The organism is Devosia sp. Root635, from assembly GCF_001427605.1.
In the GTDB taxonomy this organism is placed as follows: Bacteria; Pseudomonadota; Alphaproteobacteria; order Rhizobiales; family Devosiaceae; genus Devosia.
The window spans coordinates 110,962-127,496 of sequence record NZ_LMGZ01000021.1 but is presented as its reverse complement, the minus strand read 5'-3'; the positions used below and the strand labels follow the sequence as shown (position 1 = coordinate 127,496).

Below are 16,535 nucleotides of genomic sequence, written 5' to 3'. Positions count from 1 at the left end.
GCCGGCCATACCAGCCCTCATCGCAACGCCAATGAGGGTCATGGCCATGCTCACCACCCATCGTCAACGCCGCGCCCTGCTGCGCAATTCACTGGTCTTTGCCGGGTTTGCCACGCTGACCATCCTGCTCGGCGTGCCGGCCAAGGCTTACGAACTGCAGCAATTCTATGCCACTGACGAGGGCCAGGTGGACTTCGTCATGCCTTCGGGCAATATCGGCTGCATCTATACGCCGGCCGGCGGCACCTCGTTCTATGAGACGCAGGATGGCCTCGCTGAAATCCGGTGCGACCGGGTCGAACCCGACTATGTCCGTGCGATACTGGGCGGGCAGGGCGAAGGCTACCTGATCGAGGATGTCGGCGATGCCGGTTGCTGCTCGCTGACCCAGCAATTCCACTATGACCACGTTGTCACGCTCGGGCCGTTCCAATGCCTGTCCGAGCGCCGTGGCCTGACCTGCGCCCGCGAGGATGGCCACGGCTTCTTCCTGAGCCGCGCCCTAGTGCAGGCGCGATAGACTTCAGAACGTGCCGGGAGTCCGCTTCTCGTAGAACTCATTGCCGCCCGCTTCGAGCACGTAATACATGTTGTTGTAGGGGAAGCGCAGTCCGGCGGTGTGGAAATGCTGGGCATTCTGCACGCCGGGATGCCGGGTGCCGCGCAACACCTGGTCGGCCATCTGCGAGGCCAGGATGGCGCCGCTATCGGTCATCTTGCGAGTGAGCACGCCCTGGGCGAACTGGTTCTTCTGGCCCACCACACCGCAGACGGTCCTGGGGTAGCGGGAATCGTTGACGCGGTTCATCACCACTGTCCCCACGGCCAGCATGCCTTCGGCGCTGGAGCGGTTGGACTCGAAATACATGGCCCGCATCATGCATTCCTTCTCGGAAAGCTGAGCCATGCCGAAATCGAGGCCGAGGAAACTGCATCCGCCCAGACTCGTCGCGGCGACGGCAAGGGCGGCCAAACGCAGGAGGGCTCTGGAAAGCGCCATGGGACATCTCCGGTCTGTTGCAATTGTGCAAGCCTGACCGAAAATGCCCCAACAGACTTAAGGAAGGTCTGAGCGAAAGGGTTAACGGATTCGCAATGCCGGCCGCGCGGCTAGTCGCGCGTGAACACCAGCGCGGAAAGCAGGGCGATCGTGCCGAGCGCCACGATGACCGGCACCGGATTGTCCTGGATCGCCTTGCCGGCAACGCTGGCCTGGCGATTGACCTGGCGCGCCACGATGGCGCCCTGATGGCGGACCTCCTTGGCGAGCGCCATCGCATTATGCTGGGCGTCGCCCAGGTGATGGCCACCATAGTCGCCGACCGCATCGGCCACTGCAGCTATTTCCTTACGCAGAGTGGCGATCTGGTCGAACAATGCGTCCGACACGCTTTCGCCGGCGTCTTCGACGGTCTTGAGAGTACGTTTCGCGGCGGTAGCCATGGGACGCTCCGGAAATGAGTTGGCGGTTGCTGGCTCAACTCCTGCCGGGGCCGGCAGGTTCCCGACGGTGACGCTGCGCGCGGTTCAAGTGTGGTTCCCGCGAAAATGTGACCATGTCCCTCTTGGCCGAACGCTTTCGTCACCCCAGATTGCAGTTGGAGCAATGCCAGAAGAGGGGACCGACCATGGCAACCAAGAGCCGCGCCCGCCTCAACCGCCAGTTCGACCGGCTGCAACGCCGCATACCCGACTTCGCCGCGCGCCTGCTGGAGCGTATCCGCCGCCCCGAGGCGCGCTGGATCCGCATTCCGCTCGGGCTGCTGCTGGTGCTGGGCGGCATTTTCAGCTTCCTGCCGGTGCTCGGCATCTGGATGCTGCCGCTCGGCCTGTTGCTGCTGGCACTCGATCTGGTGTTCCTGCAAGGCCCGGTCAATTCAGCCATCGTGCGCGGCACCCGCAAATGGAACACCTGGAGCCGCGCCCGCCGGGACAAGAAGGCGGCCGGGCGCTAAAGGGTAGCCGCCTCGATGAGGTCGATGGCGGCCGCCAGCTTTTCGTCGATGATATGCAGATATTGCCGCCAGTCGTCGACATGGCCGAGTTCGTCCGCGCCGTCGGAAATCCCGCGCAGGGCCAGCAGCGGCACATTGAACGCCTGGCAGGCGCGCAGCGCCGCATAGGTCTCCATATCCACCATCTCCGCGTCGATGCCGTCATAGGCGGCGCCCGAAACGACATTGGCGCCGGTCGACAGCGTGGCGGCGGGAAGGCCATCGATCATACGCAGCGGCAGCACCGGCGGCAGGTCAAGCAGTGGCGTCTGCCCCTTGGGGAAACCCAGGGCGGACGCATCCATGTCCCGATAGGACACGCTGCTGGCCTGATAGAGGCCGCATTGCTCCAGCACCCGCGAGCCGGCAGAGCCCAGCGAGACGACGAGGTCGGGCAGGGCGCCGACATGATGGGCCTCGGCCAGCGCACGGGTTACCGCGACGGCCGCTTCTACCGGACCGATTCCGGTCATCAGCGGGGTGATGCGGGCTTGCAGGTGCGGTCCGTACTCTGCCTCGACGGCCATGACATAAAGGATGCGCACGCGATGGCCCAGTCAGGCGGCCTTTTTGGTGCGCGGCGCTCGCTTGCGCGGCGGCGTGGCTGTCGGGACAACGGTCGGCTGTGCAGCCGCGGCGGCCAGTTCGGCCAATGCCTGGAACCAGTATTGCTGATCCTGCCCCTGAGGGCCGCCATCGGCTTCCCACAATTGGTAGGCACGGCGTCTCACCTGGTCGTCCATTGCTAACCTCGCGCTGAATCTGGCTGCAGCCTGCCCGAACATGGTTTCCGGACGGTGAATGCTTCTGTCGGGAAAAGTCGGCCTGCCGCGTCCTTGTGGGGCGACCGCTGCTGACACCGGCTGACGCCGCCGCGCAATATCAGGTTGGAATTAGCACCGGATGCCAATAGTTTGGCCTGCCGGCGCGCCATTCAAGGTGACATGATGACCAAGCCATTCCACCACATCCTGGCTAATAATCTGGTGGCCAATATCACCAATTTCACCGTGTGGTTCGCATTGACCTTCTGGGTCTATATCGAGACACAGTCGGTTTTCGCCACCGGCATGATCGCCGGCGTCTATCTGGTCTTCACCGCCGCCTTCGGCTTCTGGCTGGGCAGCATCGTCGACCACAACCCCAAGAAGCTGGCCATGATGGGGTCGAGCCTGGTCTCGCTGGGCTTTTATGTGCTGTCGCTGGCCATGGTGCTGTTCGAGCCCGAGGGGGCCTTTACCAACCCCTATGGGTGGTATCTCTGGGCCTTCGTGCTTCTGGTCATGCTGGGCGTTATCGCCGGCAATATCCGCAGCATCGCCCTGCCGACGCTGGTGACCATCCTTATCCCCGAGGACGAGCGCGACAAGGCCAACGGTCTGGTCGGCATGGTCAGCGGCATTGGATTCCTCACGACATCGGTAATCAGCGGCTTCCTCGTCGCCTGGGGTGGCATGTTCGCAACCCTGCTGCTGGCCCTGGCGCTGACCTTGCTGGCCTTTGTACATCTCAATTTCGTCCGGATCGACGAAGGCCGTGTCGAGTCGGCGCCGGGGGAGGTGATGCCGCCGAGGACGGTGGATATCAGGGGCACCATTGGCGTTATCGCCGCAGTGCCGGGGCTGTTCGCATTGATCTTTTTTGCCACCTTCAACAATTTCCTCGGCGGCGTGTTCATGGCCCTGCTCGATGCCTATGGGCTGTCGCTGGTGTCCGTGCAGGTGTGGGGGCTGCTGTTCGGCGTGCTGTCGACGGCCTTCATCGCCAGCGGCATCATCATCGCCAAGACCGGGTTGGGCAAAAATCCGCTCAAGACCCTGCTCATGGTCAATGTCATCACCTGGACGGTCTGCTGCGTCTTCACGCTGCAATCCTCGATCTGGCTGCTGGCAGGGGGCATGTTCGTCTGGATGCTGCTCGGACCCTATGCCGAAGCGGCCGAACATACGACGCTGCAAAAGGTGGTGCCGCTGGAACGGCAGGGCCGCGTTTTCGGCTTTGCCCAGTCCATCGAGCAATCCGCCTCGCCGCTGACCGCGTTCCTCATCGGGCCGCTGACCCAGTTCTACTTCATCCCGCTGATGACCGATGGCGCCGGGGCCGACACTATCGGGAGCTGGTTCGGCACCGGGCCGGAACGCGGCATCGCCCTGGTCTTCACCCTGGCCGGCGTGATCGGGGTGATCGTGACCGTCCTGGCATTCAACTCGCCGCAATACCGCAAGCTCTCGGCATTCTACGCCAGGGGCTCCGATGACGATGCGGCCGGCGGGGGAACACCGGCCGCCAGCCCAGCTTAGGCCGGCTGCAACTGGCCTTCCTGCGGCACCGAGGGCCGGGGGAAGGTCAGCGCCACCAGAGCTGCGGCCAGGCCGATGCCGGCGGAGCTGATGTAGAGCCACTGGTAATCGCCGAATGTATCGAAGATCCAGCCGCCACCCACCGGGCCGAAGGCCATGCCGATGGATGACGTCATGGTGATGCCGCCCAGCACCGTGCCCATGACATGGGCCGGGAAATAGTCGCGGGCCAGCACGGCATAGAGCGGCATGACGCCGCCATAGGCAAGGCCCAGCACCATGGCCAGCATGTAGAACTGGGTCAGCTCGCCCACATAGATGTAGGTGTAGATGCCCACCGCCTGCAGCACGAGGCCGCCGACAATGACCCGCTTGACCCCCAGCCGGTCGGCCAGCACGCCGAAGACGAGGCGACCGAACAGCCCGGCCACGCCCTCGACACTATAGATGCTCGCCGCGGCCAGCGCCGAGGCGCCGCACAGCATGGCATAGCTGACGGTGTGGAAGATCGGGCCGGAATGGGCGGCACAGCAGAGGAAAAACACCCCGGCCAGCACGATGAATTGCGGCTTGCGGAATACGCTGGCAATGGACGGACGCGTGGCGGGCGCGGGCGCCGCGCCACTTTCGGCCGGGCCGTCCGCGGACGCCGGCGGGCGGCGGATGAGCATGGCGGTGGGCAGGATCAGCACCGTGGCCACCAAGGCGGTCGTCATCATCGCATTGCGCCAGCCCATCTGCTCGATGAGCACGGTGGCCAGGGGCGTGATCACCATGGGGGCGACGCCGCCGCCCAGCGAGACGAGCGACACGGCCAGGCTGCGATGCTTGTCGAACCAGCCGATGACCGTGGCCATCAGCGGCGCGAAAAAAGCGCCACCGGAGGCGCCGACCAGCCCGCCATAGGCGATCTGGAAGACCAGCAGGTCATTGGCGCGGCTGGCGATGAACAGGCCCAGCCCCAGCGTCACCGCGGCGATCAGCACCACCGGCCTGGCGCCGATACGGTCGGTCAGCGTACCCCACAGGAAGCCGGCGACGCCCATGACGATGAAACCGATGGTCATGGCGCCGGAAATGCCGGCCCGCGTCCAGCCGGTTTCGTCGGCCATCGGCTGCAGATAGACGGGCAGGGCGAACATCGCGCCCATCGCCAGACAGGTGATCAGCGCGCCGGCGCCGACGATGACCCAACCGTAATTTCGTTCCATTTGCGTATCCCTCGCGCATCATTCTATCTGCTTGACGAACGATGCGCAGCCGGCACGACATTGCTGCAAGATTTATTTCGTGCGGCGGCCTCCGGCGCCGATTTGCCCGGCAGCGGTTTACATCTGGGCTTCAGTCCCTACATTGGACCCTCGCTGTCGCGCCTCTCGCGCGGCCTCACTGGAAGGGCGTCGAGCAATCCGCCCGCATTCACAGAAGGAAACAGCCATGACGGAAGCCAAGATGGGCGATGTCGTCCGCATCAATTATACCGGGCGCCTGACCAACGGAACGCAGTTCGATTCCTCGGATGGCAAGGAGCCGCTGGAATTCACCATCGGCCTGGGCCAGGTCATCAAGGGCCTGGAGGCCCATGTCGCCGGCATGGAGCCGGGCCAGAAGGACACCGTGACCATTCCCTGCGCCGAGGCCTATGGCCCGCACCGTGCCGAGGCCATCCAGACGCTGGATCGCGCCAAGGTGCCCTCGGGCATCGACGTGCGACCGGGCACGCAATTGCAGGCCCGCACGGCCGATGGTGGCATGCTGCCGATCACCGTGGTCGAAGTGGACGACAGGGTCGTCAAGGTCGACGCTAACCACCCGCTGGCCGGAGAGGATCTGGTCTTCGACGTCGAACTGGTCGAGATCGTCCAGGCGGCCTGACGCCCGGATGCCCTCCACCCCTGGGGAGGAGACGCAGCATGGATCGATTTACCGGCGGATGCCTCTGCGGCGATGTTCGCCTCGTGGCGACGGGGCGCCCGTTGCGCGTGGGCATCTGCCATTGCCTCGATTGCCGCAAGCATCACGGCGCGCTGTTCTATGCTGCCGCCATCTTCCCGCAGCAGGCGGTGACCATCGAAGGCGAGGTCCGCCACTATCAGGGCCGCCACTTCTGCCCCCGCTGCGGCTCATCGGTCTTCGCCCGCAGCGGCGGCGAGGTGGAAGTGCATCTGGGGTCGCTGGATGAGCCGGACCAGTTCATTCCGAGCTACGAAAGCTGGACCCTGCGGCGGGAACACTGGCTGCCCGAATTTGCCGGCCTGACGCAGTATGAGCGCGGGCGGGATGCCGAGGGGCAGGGCGCCGCGTAGCCTGCCCGGCGTGGCGATCTCGTCTACCGCTTCAGCGGCAATGGGCGAGGATGGCGTCCACGACTTCGGCCAGCGGGCGGGCGGCGTCGATGCGGATGCCATCCTCGGGCTGGTATTTGCGGGTTTCATGCAGCGCCATGATGATGGCCCGCTCGGCAGCCTCGGAGCCCCATTCGTCGACGCGACTGTCGATGCGCCGCTCCAGGGTTTCCCGGTCCAGTTCGAGCAGGAATACGGCGTCCATGCGGTGGATGAACTTGTGCCAGTTGCGCGAGCCGCCGCAGAAGAACGTCTTGTCGCGCGTCTTGTCGGCGATGATGGCGCGGACCTGGTCGAGATCCCAGATGTGATGATCGCTGATGAATTGGTGATCACCCGCCGGCGGGAAGAGCCGCGCCCCGGTCTCCGGATCGCCCTGATAGGCCAGCACGCGGTCACCATGCACGACATGATAGCCGCGGCGCTCCAGCTCGGTAGCGACAGTGGTCTTGCCGGCACCGGAACTGCCTTCGACGAGGTAGTTGCAGATGGCCATGGGAATGCTCGTGATCGATGTTGGTGATGCTTCTAAGCCAGCCCCAACCCCGATGTCACCCCGGCCAAGGCCGGGATCCATCCTGAGGTCTTCCCACGCCCAGGTCCAATCATCTCAGCATGGATTCCGGCCTGCGCCGGAATGACATTGTGGGTGTACCTGATTTGCTCGCCGTGCAATTGGCCGCAGCGAACGATATATCGCTACTGCTGCTGCGGCCATATGGCTCAGCTACACCCCGTCGTCGTCCCACACGTATCGCACTTCAAGCACGTGCCGTTCCGGACCATCGTGAAGTTATGGCACTCGGTGCACTGATCCCCCGTATAGCCCTTCATCTGGGCCTCGGCCCGCAGCAGTCCGGCGTCCTTGCTTGGCGGCGGGCTGGGGATGGGGCTCAGTTCGGCGGGGGCGAAGGCGGAGGGGCTCAGTTGGGTATCCACCTTGAGGGCCGTTGCGGTACGCAAAGCCGTTACGGTTGAGGTCTGCATGGCCTGGACCGGGTTCACGTAATTGTCGCCGGAGACGATCATCAGGCTCTTGTTGTTGACCTTGCCACGGGTCATGCCGCGGGAGACAAAGCGCTCGGCGGGCACCGGGGCAGGGGCGGACGCCGAAGCGCGCGCACCCTTCTCCTCGGCAACGCCCTTGCCGAGCGAAGTCGGGCTGTCCGGATTGACATGGGCCAGATCATCCCGGTCGAGATAGGAAACGGCCAGTTCGCGGAACACGTAGTCGAGAATGGAAGTCGCGTTCTTGATGCGGTCATTGCCCATGACCATGCCGGCCGGCTCGAAGCGGGTGAAGGTGAAGGCCTCCACGAACTCGTCCAGCGGCACGCCATATTGCAGGCCGATCGAGATGGCGATGGCAAAGTTGTTCATCATCGCCCGGAAGGCCGCGCCTTCCTTGTGCATGTCGATGAAGATCTCGCCCAGCCGTCCATCGGCATACTCGCCGGTATGGACATAGACCTTGTGGCCGCCCACGACCGCCTTCTGGGTATAACCCTTGCGGCGGTCGGGCATCTTTTCGCGGGAGCGGATTTCCACTTCCCGTTCGATGATGCGCTCGACGATCTTTTCGGCGATGGCCGGGACGCGGGCATCGGCATTCATGGCGACGAGGTTTTCGACCGCGTCTTCGTCCTCATCCTCGTCTGCCGCGGCCAGCACCGAGGAATTGAGCGGCTGGCTGAGCTTGGAGCCGTCGCGATAGAGCGCGTTGGCCTTTAGCGCCAGGCGCCAGGAGAGCATATAGGCTTCCTTGGCTTCCTCCACCGTGGCGTCATTGGGCATGTTGATGGTCTTGGAGATCGCACCCGAAATGAAGGGCTGCGCCGCAGCCATCATCAGGATGTGGCTCTCGACCGAGAGGTAGCGCTTGCCGATCTTGCCACAGGGGGTGGCGCAATCGAAGACGGGCAGATGCTCTTCGCTGAGATGGGGCGCGCCCTCCAGCGTCATGGCGCCCACGACATGGAGGTTGGCGGCCTCGATGTCCTTCCGCGAAAAGCCGAGGAACGGCAGCAGCTCGAACGAGAAGTCGTTCATCTGCTCGTCGGTGACGCCCAAAGACTTCAGGAAATCAACGCCCAGCGTCCACTGGTTGAAGACGAACTTGATGTCGAAGGCCGATGCCATGCCCTTGTTGAGGGCTTCGATCTTGTCGTCGGTGAAACCCTTGGTGCGCAGGGTGGCGGGATTGATGCCCGGTGCCTGATTGAGATTGCCATGGCCGACCGCATAGGCCTCCATTTCGGCAATCTGGCTTTCCGAATAACCCAGCGTGCGCAGAGCCGGCGGCACGGCCCGGTTGATGATCTTGAAATAGCCGCCACCGGCCAGCTTCTTGAACTTCACCAGGGCAAAATCGGGCTCGATGCCGGTCGTGTCGCAATCCATCACCAGGCCGATCGTGCCGGTCGGGGCGATCACCGAGACCTGGGCATTGCGATAGCCATGCTTTTCGCCCAGCGCGAGGGCATTGTCCCAGGCAACCTTGGCGCGCTCGGAGAGGTTGGCGTCGATCAGCGACGCATGGTCGAGCGGCACCGGGTTGATCGAGAGGTTTTCGTAGCCTGCCGCATGGCCATGGGCGGCATTGCGGTGGTTGCGGATGACGCGCAGCATGTGCTTGGCGTTGCGCTTGTAATCCTTGAACGGGCCCAGCTCCTTGGCCATTTCGGCCGAGGTGGCGTAGCTGACCCCGGTCATGATGGCCGTGACAGCGCCGGCAATGGCGCGGCCTTCGGCCGAGTCATAGGGAATGCCCGAGGTCATGAGGAACCCGCCGATATTGGCGTAGCCGATGCCCAGCGTGCGGTATTCGAACGAGCGTTCGGCAATGGCGCGCGAGGGGAACTGGGCCATCATCACCGAGATTTCGAGCACGATGGTCCAGAGGCGCACCGTGTGCTCATAGGCTGATGTGTTGAACGAGCCGTCGGCATTGCGATAGGGCAGCAGGTTGACCGAGGCCAGGTTGCAGGCCGTATCGTCGAGGAACATGTATTCCGAGCAGGGGTTCGACGCGTTGATCGGACCAGCTTCGGGGCTGGTATGCCACTCGTTGATGGTGGTGTGATACTGGATGCCGGGATCGGCCGAGGCCCAGGCGGCATAGCCCACCTGTTCCCACAGATCGCGGGCCTTGAGCGTCTTGGTGACCTTGCCGGACTGGCGGGCCTTGAGATCCCAATCGCCATCGCCTTCGACAGCGCGCAGGAAATCATCGGTGACGCGGACGGAATTGTTGGAATTCTGGCCGGAAACGGTGAGATAGGCCTCGCTGTCCCAATCGGTGTCGTAGACCGGGAATTCGATATCGGTATAGCCCTGCTTGGCGAACTGGATGACGCGGAAAATGTAGTTCTCCGGCACCAGCGCCTTCTTGGCGGCGCGCACTTCGCGCTTGAGGGCCGGGTTCTTGGCCACGTCGAAGCAATCGTCGCCGCTGCCTTCGCAGTTCACCGCGGCCTTCATGATGGCCTTGAGGTGCTTGGAAACGACCTTGGAGCCGGTCACCAGAGCGGCGACCTTCTGCTCCTCCTTGACCTTCCAGTTGATATATTCCTCCACATCGGGGTGATCGATATCGAGCACCACCATCTTGGCGGCGCGGCGGGTGGTGCCACCCGACTTGATGGCGCCGGCAGCGCGGTCACCGATCTTGAGGAAGCTCATCAACCCGCTTGACTTGCCGCCGCCCGACAGGCGCTCGCCCGAGCCGCGCAGGGCGGAAAAGTTGGTGCCGGTGCCCGAGCCGTATTTGAACAGGCGCGCCTCGCGGACCCAGAGGTCCATGATGCCGTTTTCATTCACCAGGTCGTCATTGACCGACTGGATGAAGCAGGCATGGGGCTGCGGGTGCTCATAGGAGCTCTTGGAGCTGACCAGCTTGTGGGTGAAGGGGTCGACATAGAAATGCCCCTGGCCGGGACCGTCAATGCCATAGGCCCAGTGCAGGCCGGTGTTGAACCACTGGGGAGAGTTCGGGGCAACGCGCTGGGTGGCCAGCATATAGGCGAGTTCGTCGAAGAAGGTGCGCGCATCCTCTTCGGTGGCAAAGTAGCCGCCCTTCCAGCCCCAATAGGTCCAGGTGCCGGCCAGGCGGTCGAACACCTGGCGGGAATCCATTTCCGAGCCATAGCGCTCGGCTTCGGGGAGCTTGGCCAGCGCCTTTTCATCGGGAACCGAGCGCCATAGCCACGAGGGAACCGAATTCTCCTCGACCTTCTTCAGCACTTTGGCGACGCCCGCCTTGCGGAAATACTTCTGCGCGATGATATCAGCCGCCACCTGGCTCCAGGCGGCGGGGACGGCGATATCCTCAAGCTTGAAGACCACCGAGCCATCGGGGTTGCGAATCTCGCTCGTGGCCAAGCGGAATTCGATGGACCCGTAGCGATCTTCGTTTGCTGTCGTGAACCGGCGTTCAATGCGCATAGTCGTCGTATTCCCCAATAGAACGAGCACACGAATGCCCGCCAGCCGAAACCCGGCTTCTCACCCAAATCTGTTTTGACGCTTCACCAACCGAGCCCGGGAGGCGGGCTCGAAAATCTTGCCTGTCGCCCAGGCGCGGCACCGGTCTCTTGCCAGCGCTCCTACCCAGGGCTTGCCCGCTGCAGCAAACTGCACCGGACCGTCGAAAACATTCCTCCGATTCAGCAGCCGCGTCAACGCCACAAATCACAAGGTCTAGTGGTGCGGGTGCGGAACAAAACAACCACTAGTAGGGGTAATATGTGAATTGCGGGGACAAACTGCAAGGAAATCACTGGGTTTGGCGCCGCCATTTGAGGCTGTTTGGAAGCCGCTGTCACAGACGAAATTCAGGCCGAGGACTCTCCGCTAAAGCCGCGGGATTCCTTGCTGATCGCGCCACGCCCCTTGCTGCTTACCGGCGGTTTACCATGCCTGCGAAAGGCAGAATCGAGCAGCCGAAAAGCTGTCAAGCGCAGAAATTTCGACGAATTTGCGTCGGGGCCAAATGGACACCAGCGCTTGTGGGTCAGTCGAGCGCCCGCACACCAGAGCGTTGGGCTTGCCAGACCCAGGCTGCCACCGGCAGCATGAGCAGACCCGCCCAGCCATAGCCGGGCAGAATGCCGACATATTCGGCCAAGATGCCAAAGCCGAAGGTAATGAGAATTCCGGTGACATTCTGCGCCATGGCCAGAGCCGATGTCGTGGTGGCCCGGCTGCGGCCCTCGATGAGCCGCTGGAAGCGGGCTTCCGAAAGTACCGTTGCTGGCACCACCAGCAGATAGGCCAGGTCCAGCACCAGCACATAGGCCGGATGCGTGCCGAAAGAGGCGGCGAGCAGCAATAGCCCGCCCGCCAGCGGCAGTGCCCAGGCAAGGGCAGGGTGGCGGGCGAGTCGGTGCGCCAATGTGCTGGCCAGGGCAACAGCGCCCAGAACGGCCGCGCCAACCACCCCGAACAGCCAGATCGGCAGGCCGACGGCGAGATAATAGAGCTGGTCGAACTCTTCGAGCACTTCGAACAGGATCAGACCCACGGCAATATAGAGGGTTACGAAGCGCAGTTCGGGCAGGGTGCGGAATTCCCGGAACGCGATGCGGAAGTTTTCCATATAGCCCGGCCGTACCTCCTCTTCCGCCTCGGGCGCCTGGCGTGAGTCGCGCAGGCTGAGTGCCAGCAGGGCGCAGAGCAGCAAGGGCGGAATGGAGAGCCAGACGGTCAGCTCCATGCCATTTGCCGCGGCAACGAACCCGCCCAGCAGGGTACCGGCGGCAATGCCCAGCGATTCGGCAGCCGTGGCGCGACCATTGACCTTGTCATAGTCGGCAGTGCGGTCCTCAGCCTCGAGCCGTTCATAGACCAGTGCCTCGCCCGTACCACTCATCAATGCCTGGCCGACGCTCCAACACAGGAAGCCCAGTCCATAGAGCCAGACATTGCCATCGGCCAGCCCCCAGCAGACGAAGGTAAGGAGCTTGGCCAGGGGCGCCGCGACCAGCAGCCAGCGGCGATCGAAGCGATCGGACAGGGCACCGGACGGCAATTCGAGCACGATGGCCGAAAACGACCAGAAGGCGAGCAGGGCCCCGATCTGGGTGAAGCCCAGCCCCCTGAGCTCGAACAAAGCCGTATAGATGGCGTAGCAGAGGATGAAGTCGAACAGGAACAGATAGGCGTAGTAGACGCCAAGAAAGCGGCGGAGGTTCATGCTTCCGATCCAAGGGCTTGTGCCAGCAGGCTGAGATCGGTGCCGAGCAGGCAGGTCAAGATGATGAAGGCCAATTCGGTCTAGGCTCCGTCCGTCACCCATGTTACACCGCCTCAACTCGCATATCTCGACGGCGGAATCGACACGTGGCCCAATCCGGTATCAAGCAGTTCCTGACTGAAATCTTCTCCTGGTGGAGCGGCCAAACCTGGGGCACGCGGCTGTGGATCTGGCGCTTCGGCGACTATGTCGGCAGCGACGAATTCGGCAACAGATACTACCAGGACCGCAAGGCCGACCGGCGCTATGTGACCTATGGCGGCGGCTATGCCGACGCCTCGGCCATTCCGCCCGGCTGGCACGGCTGGATGCATCACCGCACCGATATCGTGCCAACCGATGCCAAATATGCGCCACGCGGCTGGGAAAAGCCGCATGAGGCTAACCTGACCGGCACGGCTGCGGCCTATCGCCCCGACGGGAGCCTGCTCAACAAGGGCGAGCGCCCGCGCGTCACCGGTGATTACAACGCCTGGTCGCCCGAATAAGGACCGCGGCGCCTTGCGCCCGAGCAGCCCACTCATCCTGATGCTGGCCCGAGCGCTGGTTCCCCTGTTGGGGCTGGCGCTTGCGACACCCGCTATGGCGCAGCCAATCGCCAATCCGGTGGCGACCTTTGCTGGTCTCGACAAGATCACCGGCCGTATCACCCGTTTCGATGTCTATATCGATGAGACGGTGCTGTTCGGTGCGCTCGAGATCACCCCGCGCGCCTGCTACAATCGCCCGGCGACCGAAACGCAGCGCGTGTCGGCCTTTCTCGAAGTCGACCAGCGCAGCCTGACAGGTGTTTCCAAACGCATCTTCACCGGCTGGATGTTTGCCGACAGCCCGGCGCTCAACGCCGTCGACCACGCGATCTATGACGTGTGGCTGATCGCCTGCAAGACCAGCACCGATGTACCCCCGCCCGACCAGCGGTAAAATACCACGATTGCCTGTCGGATGACCGTGATGCCGGCCGTCCTTGCCTCGATATGGATTGAGGAGACCACCATGCTGACTCTGCCCGAAACCGTTGTCCGCGAGCCGCAGGCCTATGCCTACCGCACCTTCAGGGTGCGGATGAACGAGATGCAGAAGCCTGCCAGCGAAGGCTTTCCGGCCATCTTCGCGCTGCTGGCCGAGCAGGGTATCGAACCGGTCGGGGCGGCATTCTACAATTATCGCCGCATCGACATGGCCGATACGCTCGATGTGGAGGCGGGCGTGCCCGTAGCCCGCAGCGGCCGCGATAGCGGCGATATCCGCTTCGGCACCCTGCCGGGCGGCCGGTTCGTGACCCTGGCCTGGCACGGCCACCCCGACAAGCTCGAACCGGTGACCGGCATGCTGATCGGCTGGCTGCAGTTGACCCAGCAACCGCTGGACATGGACGAGAAGGCTGATGGCGATCACTTTGCCTGCCGCCTCGAAATCTACGAGACCGATCCGGCTGAGGAGCCCGATATGGACAAGTGGGTGACAGAGCTGGCGTTCAAGCTCAGGGACTAGCGCGGTCCCAGGCGAACCAGTCGCCATGGACGGGGAGCGCTTCGGCCAGGCGCTCCTCATACTGCTCGCGCGGGATTTCAACACCGCCCAGCGAGGCCAGGTGCGGCGTCAGGAACTGGGTATCGAGCAGCACGAAGCCGCCGGCCCTGAGCCGCTCGACCAGATGCGCCATCGCCATCTTGCTAGCATCGGTCTTGCGATGGAACATCGATTCCCCGAAGAACGCGCCGCCAATCGCCAGGCCATAAAGCCCGCCGACCAGCCCGGTCCCGTCCCACACCTCCACCGTATGCGCCACACCACGCCGGAACAGCTCGCCATAGACGCTGCGGATGGTGCGGTTGATCCAGGTGGTGTCGCGATCCGCGCCTACCGTGGCGCAGCCCTCGATGATCGCATCGAAATCGGTATCGACCTTGACCGTGAAGCCCGACTTGCGGATCGCCTTGCGCAGGCTGGTCGACAGATGAAAGCCATCGAGCGGAATGATGCCGCGCATTTCCGGGCTGACCCAGAACAGGTTCTCATCCGCCGCATCCTCCGACATAGGAAAGATGCCGGCGCGATAGGCACGCATGATCAGCTCGGGCGTGATCTCGATATCGAAGGGGTCTTGGCGGCGGGCCATGGCGGCTCCCTCCTTCTCTGCTGATCCGCTAACCAGCAGTCGTCTCCCTCCCCTTGCGGGGAGGGATCAAGGGTGGGGGGTGTTTAGCCCCGATATCGTGGCTCCCTACACCCAATCCCAACCGCCCCCGTCAAGGGGGAGGAGCCGCAGGGTGGATGTGGCGTGACCGTGGTATTAAACCTTGTTGGCGGCCAGATACTTTTCCAGCCAGTGGATGTCGTAATTGCCGGTCAGGATATCGGGTTCCTTGATCAGGCGCTGGAACAGCGGCAGCGTGGTCTTGACGCCATCCACCACGAATTCGTCGACCGCGCGGCGCAGGCGCTGCAGGCATTCGTCGCGGGTGCGACCATAGACGATGAGCTTGCCGATGAGTGAATCATAGTAGGGCGGGATCTTGTAGCCCTGATACACCGCCGAATCGACGCGCACGCCGACCCCGCCCGCGGGGTGGTAAAAAGTGATGGTGCCCGGCGAGGGCGCGAAGGTCTGCGGATCCTCGGCATTGATGCGCACTTCGATGGCATGGCCATAGAACTGCACGTCCTTCTGCGTCATCGAGAGCTTTTCGCCCGAAGCGACCCGGATTTGTTCGTAGACGATGTCAATGCCGGTGATGCGCTCGGTCACCGGATGCTCCACCTGCAGGCGGGTATTCATCTCGATGAAGTAGAAATTGCCGTTCTCGTACAGGAACTCGATGGTGCCAGCGCCGGAATATTTGAGCTTGCGCATGGCGGCGGCGCAGATCTCGCCGATCTTGTCGCGCTCTTCGGGCAGGATGGTCGGGCCACCGGCTTCTTCCCACACCTTCTGGTGGCGGCGCTGCAAGGAACAGTCGCGCACGCCCAGATGCACGGCATTGCCCTTACCGTCGCCCAGCACCTGCACCTCAATATGACGCGGCTTGCCGAGGTATTTTTCCATGTAGACGGAATCATTGCCAAAGGCGGCCTTGGCCTCCGAGCGGGCGGTCGACCAGGCGACCAGCACATCGGCTTCGGTCTGCGCCACTTTCATGCCGCGGCCACCGCCACCAGCAGTCGCCTTGATGAGGACGGGGTAGCCGATTTCCTTGGCGGTCTTTTTGGCGTCGTCTTCGCTTTCGACCGCGCCGGCCGAGCCGGGAACCACGGGAATGCCGAGTTCGACCGCCGTCTTCTTGGCGGTGATCTTGTCGCCCATGATCTCGATATGGTGCGACGAGGGACCGATGAAGGTCACCTTGTGCTCGGTCAGGATCTTGGCGAAGCGGGCATTCTCGGAGAGAAAGCCATAACCCGGATGCACGGCATCGGCGCCGGTGATCTCGCAGGCGGCCATGATCGAGGGAATGTTGAGATAGCTGTCCTTGGCGGCCGGCGGCCCGATGCAGACGCTTTCGTCGGCGAGGCGCACATGCATGGCATTGGCGTCGGCGGTGGAATGCACCGCCACGGTCTGGATGCCCAGTTCCTTGCAGGCGCGCAGGATGCGCAGGGCAATTTCGCCGCGATTGGCGATGAGGACCTTCTGGAACAT

The 16,535-nt window shown here is 63.4% G+C and carries 17 protein-coding genes and 1 pseudogene; 8 read left to right on the top strand and 10 right to left on the bottom strand.

Annotation, left to right across the window (positions count from 1 at the left end; genetic code table 11):
* Window positions 1–46: 46 nt before the first annotated feature.
* Window positions 47–520: a hypothetical protein gene (locus tag ASD80_RS14695; RefSeq protein WP_244489017.1), complete on the top strand. Its 474-nt coding sequence runs from the start codon at window positions 47–49 to the stop codon at window positions 518–520.
* An 18-nt stretch (window positions 521–538) separates the two neighbouring features.
* Here ASD80_RS14695 and ASD80_RS14690 read toward each other — a convergent pair.
* Both ASD80_RS14690 and ASD80_RS14685 read right to left on the bottom strand, forming a co-directional pair.
* A pseudogene (locus ASD80_RS14690) lies at window positions 539–1,000 on the bottom strand (cell wall hydrolase); the annotation flags it as partial.
* Between the two features lie 110 nt (window positions 1,001–1,110).
* A complete protein-coding gene (locus ASD80_RS14685; RefSeq protein WP_056234234.1) occupies window positions 1,111–1,443 on the bottom strand; it encodes a hypothetical protein in 333 nt (110 codons plus the stop codon).
* A gap of 185 nt (window positions 1,444–1,628) precedes the next feature.
* On the opposite strand from ASD80_RS14685, the gene ASD80_RS14680 reads away from it, so the two are divergent.
* The gene (locus ASD80_RS14680) at window positions 1,629–1,955 is read left to right on the top strand and encodes a hypothetical protein (protein ID WP_056234231.1); all 327 of its coding nucleotides are present in this window, start codon (window positions 1,629–1,631) and stop codon (window positions 1,953–1,955) included.
* Here the strand turns inward: ASD80_RS14680 and ASD80_RS14675 are convergent.
* Both ASD80_RS14675 and ASD80_RS14670 read right to left on the bottom strand, forming a co-directional pair.
* On the bottom strand, window positions 1,952–2,521 hold the full coding sequence (locus ASD80_RS14675; protein WP_056234480.1) for a 5'-methylthioadenosine/S-adenosylhomocysteine nucleosidase: 570 nt from the start codon (window positions 2,519–2,521) through the stop codon (window positions 1,952–1,954). The genes ASD80_RS14680 and ASD80_RS14675 overlap by 4 nt on opposite strands.
* Window positions 2,522–2,551: 30 nt before the next feature.
* Window positions 2,552–2,725, bottom strand: a complete 174-nt coding sequence (locus ASD80_RS14670) for a DUF2934 domain-containing protein (protein WP_200950337.1) — start codon at window positions 2,723–2,725, stop codon at window positions 2,552–2,554.
* 216 nt (window positions 2,726–2,941) lie between these two features.
* On the opposite strand from ASD80_RS14670, the gene ASD80_RS14665 reads away from it, so the two are divergent.
* Window positions 2,942–4,294: an MFS transporter gene (locus ASD80_RS14665; protein ID WP_162247374.1), complete on the top strand. Its 1,353-nt coding sequence runs from the start codon at window positions 2,942–2,944 to the stop codon at window positions 4,292–4,294.
* Here the strand turns inward: ASD80_RS14665 and ASD80_RS14660 are convergent.
* Window positions 4,291–5,505 carry an MFS transporter gene (locus ASD80_RS14660; RefSeq protein WP_056234221.1) on the bottom strand — a complete coding sequence of 405 codons (1,215 nt, stop codon included), beginning with the start codon at window positions 5,503–5,505 and terminating at the stop codon, window positions 4,291–4,293. The genes ASD80_RS14665 and ASD80_RS14660 overlap by 4 nt on opposite strands.
* 226 nt (window positions 5,506–5,731) lie before the next feature.
* Between ASD80_RS14660 and ASD80_RS14655 the strand changes: the two genes are divergently transcribed.
* On the top strand, window positions 5,732–6,169 hold the full coding sequence (locus tag ASD80_RS14655; RefSeq protein WP_056234218.1) for an FKBP-type peptidyl-prolyl cis-trans isomerase: 438 nt from the start codon (window positions 5,732–5,734) through the stop codon (window positions 6,167–6,169).
* Window positions 6,170–6,207: 38 nt separating this feature from the next.
* On the top strand, window positions 6,208–6,600 hold the full coding sequence (locus tag ASD80_RS14650) for a GFA family protein (RefSeq protein WP_056234216.1): 393 nt from the start codon (window positions 6,208–6,210) through the stop codon (window positions 6,598–6,600).
* 31 nt (window positions 6,601–6,631) lie between these two features.
* Here ASD80_RS14650 and ASD80_RS14645 read toward each other — a convergent pair whose 3' ends face one another.
* The 3 genes from ASD80_RS14645 to ASD80_RS14635 all read right to left on the bottom strand — a co-directional run bounded on the left by ASD80_RS14645 (window position 6,632) and on the right by ASD80_RS14635 (window position 12,832).
* Window positions 6,632–7,135 (bottom strand): nucleoside kinase, encoded by a 504-nt coding sequence (locus tag ASD80_RS14645; RefSeq protein WP_056234213.1) that lies wholly within the window; start codon window positions 7,133–7,135, stop codon window positions 6,632–6,634.
* Window positions 7,136–7,362: 227 nt separating this feature from the next.
* The gene (locus tag ASD80_RS14640) at window positions 7,363–11,082 is read right to left on the bottom strand and encodes a vitamin B12-dependent ribonucleotide reductase (RefSeq protein WP_056234211.1); all 3,720 of its coding nucleotides are present in this window, start codon (window positions 11,080–11,082) and stop codon (window positions 7,363–7,365) included.
* Window positions 11,083–11,650: 568 nt separating this feature from the next.
* A complete protein-coding gene (locus ASD80_RS14635) occupies window positions 11,651–12,832 on the bottom strand; it encodes an MFS transporter (RefSeq protein WP_056234209.1) in 1,182 nt (393 codons plus the stop codon).
* Window positions 12,833–12,993: 161 nt separating this feature from the next.
* Here ASD80_RS14635 and ASD80_RS14630 point away from each other — a divergent pair, with 161 nt between their 5' ends.
* The 3 genes from ASD80_RS14630 to ASD80_RS14620 all read left to right on the top strand — a co-directional run bounded on the left by ASD80_RS14630 (window position 12,994) and on the right by ASD80_RS14620 (window position 14,386).
* Window positions 12,994–13,380, top strand: a complete 387-nt coding sequence (locus ASD80_RS14630; protein WP_056234477.1) for an NADH:ubiquinone oxidoreductase subunit NDUFA12 — start codon at window positions 12,994–12,996, stop codon at window positions 13,378–13,380.
* Between the two features lie 40 nt (window positions 13,381–13,420).
* Window positions 13,421–13,816, top strand: coding sequence for a DUF2155 domain-containing protein (locus tag ASD80_RS14625; protein ID WP_056234206.1), 396 nt, complete (start codon window positions 13,421–13,423; stop codon window positions 13,814–13,816).
* A 72-nt stretch (window positions 13,817–13,888) separates the two neighbouring features.
* The gene (locus ASD80_RS14620; RefSeq protein WP_162247373.1) at window positions 13,889–14,386 is read left to right on the top strand and encodes a GyrI-like domain-containing protein; all 498 of its coding nucleotides are present in this window, start codon (window positions 13,889–13,891) and stop codon (window positions 14,384–14,386) included.
* On the opposite strand, the gene aat is transcribed toward ASD80_RS14620, so the two are convergent.
* Together aat and accC are read right to left on the bottom strand one after the other, a co-directional pair.
* Complete coding sequence (gene aat / locus ASD80_RS14615; protein ID WP_056234199.1) at window positions 14,376–15,014, bottom strand: leucyl/phenylalanyl-tRNA--protein transferase; 639 nt, start codon at window positions 15,012–15,014, stop codon at window positions 14,376–14,378. The two genes, ASD80_RS14620 and aat, sit on opposite strands and share 11 nt — an antisense overlap.
* A 174-nt stretch (window positions 15,015–15,188) precedes the next feature.
* Window positions 15,189–16,535 carry an acetyl-CoA carboxylase biotin carboxylase subunit gene (gene accC, locus ASD80_RS14610; protein ID WP_056234197.1) on the bottom strand — a complete coding sequence of 449 codons (1,347 nt, stop codon included), beginning with the start codon at window positions 16,533–16,535 and terminating at the stop codon, window positions 15,189–15,191.